Source organism: Caballeronia sp. (assembly GCF_028292365.1).
Classification (GTDB): domain Bacteria; phylum Pseudomonadota; class Gammaproteobacteria; order Burkholderiales; family Burkholderiaceae; genus Caballeronia.
On the sequence record NZ_JAQGMM010000498.1, the window covers coordinates 1 to 7,792 of the forward strand.

Consider the following 7,792-nt stretch of genomic DNA (forward strand, 5'->3'; position numbering starts at 1 on the left):
CCATCGCGAACTCGAAAATATTCTGGTCGATACAACCCTGTCCGCGAGCCTGCAATCCGAGCTTCGAGGCCTCGCCGAATCGGCTTCGTCGTCCTCGCCGGTGCCGTAGTGCAGTAAGTCGGTGCAATAGGTCAGTGCAACATCCGGTCAATAAGCCGACCATCGCGATTCTCCTCGCGGCTACCTTTTAATCGAAATCACACCATGGCAAAGAATGAACACCGCGCTCTCGAAGCTGCGTGGCAGAAGAATAACTGTCTCTCCTGTCACGCCGTGGATTCACAAGTGGTCGGGCCGGCGTATCGGGAGATCGCGAAGAAGTACCACGGGGACGCTACAGCGCCCGACAAGCTATTCACCAAAGTCCGCAATGGCGGCGCTTTTGTGTGGGGCGAAGTCCCCATGCCGCCGAACCCCAATATTAGCGACGCTGACCTGCATACCGTCATCGCGTGGATTCTTGCCGGCGCACCCGACAAGTAAATCGGCTCATCGACTCCGCGCGCGCCGCCCCTTCCATGCAGCGCGCGATATTTCCCCCTCTAGGTAAAACCCCTGATTTCGCGCAATCTCCTCACGCACTACCCTCGCGTCAACGTTAAACAGAACGACGTTCTATTAGACAGAACGACGTCAAAAAAGCGAGATTCCCATAGGAGGGTTCAATGGCAAGCCTGCCAATCGATGCGACGCACGGGTCGCCCAATTCAAGCGCCGGCGTGAGCGATACAACGTTCGGCGTCAATGCGCGCATCGACCGGCTGCCGGCGACGCGTTCCGTCTGGATGCTGGTGTTCCTGCTGTCCATCGGCGGCTGGTTTGAGTTCTACGACCTGTTTTTCTCCGCGTACGTAGGCCCCGTCCTCGTCAAGAGCGGCCTCTATTCCACAACGACGGCCTCGTTCTTCGGCGTCTCGGGACTCGGCGCGTTCGTGGCGGCGTCGTTTGCGGGCTTGTTCATCGGCACATTCTTCCTCGCCGGTCTCGCCGATAAATACGGCCGCCGCACTGTCTTCACCGTCTCGCTGCTCTGGTATTCGGCGGCAACGCTGATCATGGCGCTGCAAACCACTGCGCCCGCGATCAACCTGTGGCGGCTGATCGCAGGCATTGGCGTGGGCGTGGAGTTGGTGACTATCGATACCTACGTCAGCGAGCTCGTCCCCAAACATCTGCGCGGCCGCGCCTTCGCGTTCGTTCACCTCGTTCAATATTCAGCCGTGCCCTCGGTCGCGTTTCTCGCGTGGTGGCTCGTGCCGCAAAAACCCTTCGGCCTGGACGGATGGCGCTGGGTGGTGATCATCGGTGCACTGGGGGCGATCGTGGTGTGGGCGATCCGTCGGCGCGTGCCTGAAAGTCCCCGTTGGCTGGCGCAACAAGGCCGCACGGCGGAGGCGGAACAGGTGCTGCAAGCGATCGAGGCGAAAGTGGCTGCGCAGTACGGACGCGCGTTGCCGACGCCCGTTGCGACCGTCGAACCGGCGACCACGAAAGCCGCGTTCCGCGAAATCTGGCAGCCGCCGTATCGCAAACGCGCCATCACCATGCTCGTCTTCAACTTCTTCCAGGCGATCGGGTTCTACGGCTTCGCGTCCTGGGTGCCGACGCTGCTCGTCTCCAAGGGCGTCACCATCACGCATAGCTTGCTGTACTCGTTTGTCATCGCGATCTCGAATCCGTTTGGACCGGTGATCGGGATGGCGATTGCGGACCGGATTGAGCGGAAGACGCTGATCGTGTTGTCGGCGTTCGGCATCGTGGTGTTCGGCAGCTTGTTCGCCACGCAGACATCGCCGGTCATGCTGATGATCCTCGGCGTGCTGATCACGCTCTGCGGCACGTTGCTTTCCGTCGGCTACCACGCGTATCAGACCGAGCTGTTCCCCACGCGCCTGCGGGCGCGCGCCGTCGGTTTTGTTTATTCCATCTCGCGTCTTTCAGCCATGTTTTCCGGCTTCATGATCGCGTTCGCGCTGCGCCACTTCCAAGTGACGGGCGTGTTCGCTTTGATCAGCGTGTCGATGGTGGTGGTGATGGGCGCGATCGGCATCTTTGGGCCGCGTACCAACAACCGCAATCTCGATGAAATTTCGCAATGACATTCAGCTTTGAACACGAGGTTTTGACATGACGCTTCCGTTGACTGGCGTGCGGGTGCTGGATTTATCGAATGTATTGGCCGGGCCGTTCTGCGCGTATCAACTCGCGCTGCTCGGCGCGGAAGTGATCAAGGTCGAGCATCCGGAAGGCGGCGACCTGGCAAGGCGTCTGGGTGCCGATAAAGACGCTTCGGCGCGTAACATGGGTGCGTCGTTCGTGGCTGTGAATGCGGGCAAGCAGTCGATCACGCTGAACCTGAAAGATGCGCGCGGCAAGGAGATCTTGCGCTCGCTCGTGAAGACGGCGGATGTGCTCGTGGAGAACTTCAGGCCGGGCGTGATGACGCGGTTGGATCTCGGCTACGAGGCTTTGAGCGAGATCAATCCGAAGCTCATTTATTGCGCGATCTCCGGTTTTGGTAAGGATGGCGAATTTTCCAAGCGGCCCGCTTATGACCAGATCATCCAGGGCATTTCCGGCGTAATGAGCGTAACCGGCGATGCCGAAAGCGCGCCGCTGCGCGTGGGATATCCGGTCTCGGATACGGTCGGCGGCCTGACCGCGGCATTCGGCATTTGCGCGGCGCTGGTCGATGCCCGCGCAAACGGTCGCGGCCGGATGCTTGATGTATCGATGCTCGAAGCCACGCTCTCGACCATGGGCTGGGTCGTGTCGAACTACCTGAACGCCGGCGTCACGCCCGCCCCGATGGGCAACGAGAACTTCACGGCGGCTCCCTCCGGCACGTTCAAAACGGGCGATGGTTTGCTCAACATCGCGGCGAACGAAACGAAGCAGTTCGTGAGTTTGTGCCGGTTGATCGGGCGCTCGGATCTCTCCGATGACCCCCGCTTTTCGGAGCGCAACACACGCAAGGTGAATCGCGCGGCGTTGAAGGTGGAGATTGAAGCGGCGTTGGCGACCGACAGTGCGGTGAATTGGGACGCGAAGCTTACCGAAGCCGGCGTGCCGGCTGGACGCGTGATGTCGGTGCCGGAAATCCTCGCGCATCCGCATCTGGTATCGCGTGAATTCGTCCGCGAGTTTAACGGTGACAACGCCGCGACCCGTCAGCGCGTCACCCGCGCGGGCTTTCGTTTCTCCGATGCCGACACCGCGCCCGCCACCCCTGCACCGACCTTGTCCGCCAACACGCGCGAGCATCTCGCAACGCTCGGTTTCGACGACACACAGATTGATGAACTGCGCGCCGAAGGAGTGATCTGACCATGACGCAAACATTTGACGCCGCCACGCTCGCCGCGGATTACTGGAGCACGTCGATTATCGATATCCATCCGGGATCGATCAACGTCCGTGGTTTTCCGATTCAGGAGCTGATCGGCGCGGTCAGTTTCCCGCAGATGATCTGGCTGATGCTGCGCGGCGAATTGCCGGATAAAGCGCAGGCGGCTTTGTTTGAAGCGGCGCTCGTGGCGTCGGTCGATCATGGTCCACACGCGCCGTCCATCGCCATCTCGCGCATGGCGACGAGTTGTGGTCTGCCGTTGAACGGCGCGATGGCATCGGCCATTAATGCACTCGACGATGTCCACGGTGGCGCAGGTCAGCAAGCGGTCGAGCTATACGATTCGATTGTCGCGCTCGAAGACGCGGGCGCCACGTTGAGCGATGCCGTCGCACAAGGCGTGGATACGTTTATCGAAACGAAGGGGAAGTATTTGCCGGGCTTCGGGCATCGCTTTCATCCCGTCGATCCGCGTGCGGTCAAGCTGCTCGCGCTAGTCGATGCAAGCGTTGAACAAGGCGCAATCAGCGGCCGATACGCGGCGGTTGCACGCGCTATTGAAGCGTTGCTGAAGCAGCGGAAAAACAAGCCGGTGCCGATGAACATCGACGGTGCAACGGCTGTGATCTATGCGGAACTCGGCTTTGCGCCGGAGTTGGCGCGCGGAGTGTTTTGCTTATCGCGCGCGGTGGGGATCTTGTCGCACGCGTGGGAACAGCGCGGGCGCAACGAGCGCAATAAAGGGCCGATGCCGCGTCAGATGGCCTACACATACACTGGCAAGCCCGAGCGTCATTTGGCTTGACTCATTTACTCTGAACTTCGGCCGCGTGCCGTTGCGCGTGGCGCAACGCGCGCGCGTCGCCGCCGAGTGCATCGGTCGCGCGGGCCGCGCAGTCGAACAACACGCCAATGTTGCGCGCCACGAACGCCAGATCGATCCGTGAACTCGGACCCGCGAGCGTCAACACGCCACGCACAGTCTGGCGCACGCCGAAGACGGGCATCGACATGCCGGCGGTCTCGCGGTCGCGTTCGCCCATGGAGACGCAGTAAAAGTCGTCGCGAATGCGCTGGAACACTTCGCCTTCAGCTCCGCCGAATGCAAGCAGCGCCAGGCCGCCGGAACCGCTTTCCAACGGGAGCACATCGCCCTCGCGAACGTGATAACGCACCGCATGCGTCGAATCCACACGATGCAAACACACCCGCACCGCCTCGTCACGCACATAGAACGACACGCTTTCGCCGCTGATTTCGGCGAGCTCTCGCATCAGCGGAACGAGGATATCGCCGAGATTCAAACTGCGTTGATACAGCGCGCCGAGCATGAAGGTGGCCGGGCCGAGCTGATAGCGGCCGTCGTCGAGACGCAGCAGCAAGCGGTGCTGGATCAGCGCGCCCGCCAGGCGAAGCAACGTGCTTTTGTAGAGCCCGGTACGCGCCGCGAGTTCGGCGAGTGTCAGCGATCCATCGTCGGGTCTGAACGCAAACAGGATCGCGCAAGCACGGTCGATGACGGCGACGCCTTCGCTCTCTTTCGGGCCAGGTTTGATCTCGGGCGTTTGCATGGTTAAGTGACGTGGGCGAAGCGTCGTGTCCTGTGTATGTATCGATGGGGAATTTTACGCGATGGCGCGCGCGTCTCATACGGTTCATATAGGTGGCTGGAACCCCCTTCTTTGCGGGACCGGCTTTGATGAATTTCGAAGGCGCTTTGATCGGGCGATGGCGAATGCCAAATTCACGGATGTGTAGCGCGGCAGATCGTTAGTTGCTTTTTTGATGAAACCGCGTAACGGGTGGAACACGCCGCCCCGCGTCATGTGCCCGTGTGCGAAGCTCATGAATACATGGCAGCATTTATACATCGACGCAACTGGCCAATCCCGCGGAGAACGCGCATGGACGATCGAAAGCTCCTGGAATGCACGCCTAAACTTGAAATTGCATACACCGCGTCCGGACCAGTTAATGGGCCGCCACTCATGCTTCTGCACGGCTGGCCCGATGCCGCGCGCGCTTGGAAGCCCGTGGCGGCACGTCTCGCTACAGCAGGCTTTCGAACGATTGTTCCGGACTTGCGCGGCGCCGGCGACACGCGCTTTCTGTCGGCGGACACCGTGCGCGACGGCTCCGGCGTAGCGCTCGCGCAAGACGTGATCGACCTGGCCGATGCCTTGGGAATCGATCGTTTCGATGTCGTCGGCCACGACTGGGGCGCACGCGCGGCCTATACGCTGGCGGCGCTGTTTCCAGGGCGCATTGGCCGCATCGCTGGGCTCGCGCTAGCGTTCCAGCCCAAGGGCGTGTTCGAACTGCCGCACTTTTCGCAAGCGCGGAAGTTCTGGTATCAATGGTTCATGGCACTCGATGCCGCTCCGGCAGCGGTCGCCGCCGATCCCAAAGGTTTCGCTCGTCTGCAGTGGGATACGTGGTCACCGCCCGGCTGGTTCGACGACGAGGAATTCGCGCTTACCGCCGCCGCGTTCGATAACCCCGACTGGGTGCCTATTACGCTAAACGGTTATCGGCGGCGCTGGCGTCAGGGCGAAGTATCCGATCCAGCGTATGCGCCGCTGCGGGAGAAACTGGCGACGATCGACCGGCTTTCGACCCCCACGGTAATGATCCAGGGCGGCGCCGATTACTGCGACGAACCGGCTTCATCGGAAGGGATGGAGGAGAACTTTACGGGCGGGTATCGGCGGGTGGTGCTGGACGGCGTGGGGCACTTTCCGCCTCGCGAAGCACCCGACGCGGTGGCGGATCTGGTGATCGCGCATCTGCGCGGCGAGTGAGCGCTTGGTCAAGCGAACCACTCAAGCAACACCGCCCAAAGACACGCGCCCGATTTTCGGCCAGAACTAAGCGCTAATGTATTCGTCCGTGGACAGCATCGTTGCATAGGCAAAACCAAGCGCTGCCATGAAGGCAGCATGCACGTGGGCGGCGGGAACCTTAACGCCGTCGAACTCCATGTCGAGCGTAGCAACGGCATCATGTATGACCGTCGCCTTATATCCAAAATCGACAGCCGCCCGGGTGATCGCGTCCACACACATGTGGCTCATTGCTCCCGCAATAACCACTTCTTCAATGCCGTTAGCGTCCAGAATTTTCTTCAGATCAGTGTCACGAAAGGCATTGATTTGATGTTTCAAGACGACGTGCTCTCCTTCCTTATTGATCACTTGCGGAGCGATCGCGGCCCCTTCCGAGCCGGCGACAAAAAACGCTGCGTCGCTCTTCGGGGACTCATGGCGAACGTGCACGACGAGATGCCCGGCAGCGCGTGCTGATTGAAGCAGGCGCGCCGCATTGGCGGCAGCGGCTTCGATGCCTGTCAATGTCCATTTCCCACCGGGGAAGTAATCGTTTTGCAGGTCTACGATGATGAGTGCACGCTTGGACATATGTAACTCCTGGGTTTGGCGAGAATCGGGAACGTTCTGCGAGACTCAAGAGTAAGCTTGCGCGATGGTTTAGTGAATTGGCAGGACTGACAGAAAACGAGGTGAAACTGACAATGGTAAAGAAAATAGCCGTCGTGGAAATAGCGTTACTGATATATCCGGGAAGCCAGCTCGCTGCCGTTCATGGGCTGACGGACCTGTTCCATATTGCTGAGCGCTTATTTCAGCGGTCCAACAGTGTTGAACATCCGGTGCTCAAGGTAAGCCACGTTCAGTTCGACGCCGGCAGCTCTTCCCCGCCGTGGGCAGATAGCGCGCCTGATTTCGTGATTGTTCCGCCCGCGCTCGGGACGCTGCCCGTCGGCGATGCTTTCGCTCCGATCGTGACATGGTTGAACGACTGTCATGCGAGAGGCTCGGTACTGGCATCCGTCTGTGTCGGAACGTTTCTTCTGGCTCAGACCGGACTGCTCGCCAAGCGCTCGGCTACAACGCATTGGTCGCAGGCGCAACTCCTCGCTGAGCGCTTTCCCGACATCCACGTGGATAGTGACAAACTCCTGATTGACGATGGTGACATTCTGACCGCGGGAGGCGTGATGGCGTGGGCCGATCTGGGGCTCAGGATAGTCGATCGTCTGCTCGGTTCTGCAGCAATGGTGGAGACGGCACGCTTCCTCTTGGTCGATCCCCCGGGACGAGAGCAGCGTTATTACAGTGCCTTCTCTCCGAAGCTCAATCACGGCGACAAAACGATTCTCGACGTGCAGCACTGGCTACAGAAGGACGGTGCCAGTCATCCCACCGTTGCTTCAATGGCTCAGCGCGCCGGGTTGGAGGAAAGAACCTTTCTTCGCCGATTCCAAAAGGCGACCGGTCTTCGTCCGACGGAGTATTGCCAGCATCTTCGGGTCGGCAAGGCTCGTGAAATGCTCGAAACCAGCCAACAATCGTTCGACCAGGTCGCCTGGAAAGTCGGTTACGAAGATGTTGGATCGTTTCGAAAGATCTTCATCAGGCTAACCGG

General features: G+C 60.3%; 8 protein-coding genes. 6 read left to right on the forward strand and 2 right to left on the reverse strand.

From position 1 onward, the window contains the following. Positions 1-204 precede the first annotated feature (204 nt). The 4 genes from JWR14_RS29145 to JWR14_RS29160 all read left to right on the forward strand — a co-directional run bounded on the left by JWR14_RS29145 (position 205) and on the right by JWR14_RS29160 (position 4,154). The gene (locus tag JWR14_RS29145) at positions 205-483 is read left to right on the forward strand and encodes a c-type cytochrome (protein ID WP_299716036.1); all 279 of its coding nucleotides are present in this window, start codon (positions 205-207) and stop codon (positions 481-483) included. Between the two features lie 182 nt (positions 484-665). Continuing rightward, positions 666-2,099 carry an MFS transporter gene (locus JWR14_RS29150; protein ID WP_299716039.1) on the forward strand — a complete coding sequence of 478 codons (1,434 nt, stop codon included), beginning with the start codon at positions 666-668 and terminating at the stop codon, positions 2,097-2,099. 28 nt (positions 2,100-2,127) lie between these two features. Next, complete coding sequence (locus JWR14_RS29155; RefSeq protein WP_299716042.1) at positions 2,128-3,327, forward strand: CoA transferase; 1,200 nt, start codon at positions 2,128-2,130, stop codon at positions 3,325-3,327. Beyond that, a complete protein-coding gene (locus JWR14_RS29160; RefSeq protein ID WP_299716057.1) occupies positions 3,324-4,154 on the forward strand; it encodes a citryl-CoA lyase in 831 nt (276 codons plus the stop codon). The genes JWR14_RS29155 and JWR14_RS29160 overlap by 4 nt, the downstream gene beginning before the upstream one ends. 1 nt (position 4,155) lies before the next feature. Here the strand turns inward: JWR14_RS29160 and JWR14_RS29165 are convergent, their stop codons facing one another. Next, entirely contained in the window at positions 4,156-4,920 is a 765-nt protein-coding gene (locus tag JWR14_RS29165) for an IclR family transcriptional regulator (protein ID WP_299716045.1), read from the reverse strand. Positions 4,921-5,253: 333 nt separating this feature from the next. Between JWR14_RS29165 and JWR14_RS29170 the strand changes: the two genes are divergently transcribed. Further along, positions 5,254-6,150 (forward strand): alpha/beta hydrolase, encoded by an 897-nt coding sequence (locus tag JWR14_RS29170; RefSeq protein WP_299716048.1) that lies wholly within the window; start codon positions 5,254-5,256, stop codon positions 6,148-6,150. A 66-nt stretch (positions 6,151-6,216) separates the two neighbouring features. On the opposite strand, the gene JWR14_RS29175 is transcribed toward JWR14_RS29170, so the two are convergent. Beyond that, positions 6,217-6,765, reverse strand: coding sequence for a cysteine hydrolase family protein (locus tag JWR14_RS29175; protein ID WP_299716051.1), 549 nt, complete (start codon positions 6,763-6,765; stop codon positions 6,217-6,219). Between the two features lie 101 nt (positions 6,766-6,866). Between JWR14_RS29175 and JWR14_RS29180 the strand changes: the two genes are divergently transcribed. Next, on the forward strand, positions 6,867-7,792 hold a 926-nt coding region (locus tag JWR14_RS29180), incomplete at its 3' end, for a GlxA family transcriptional regulator (protein WP_299716054.1).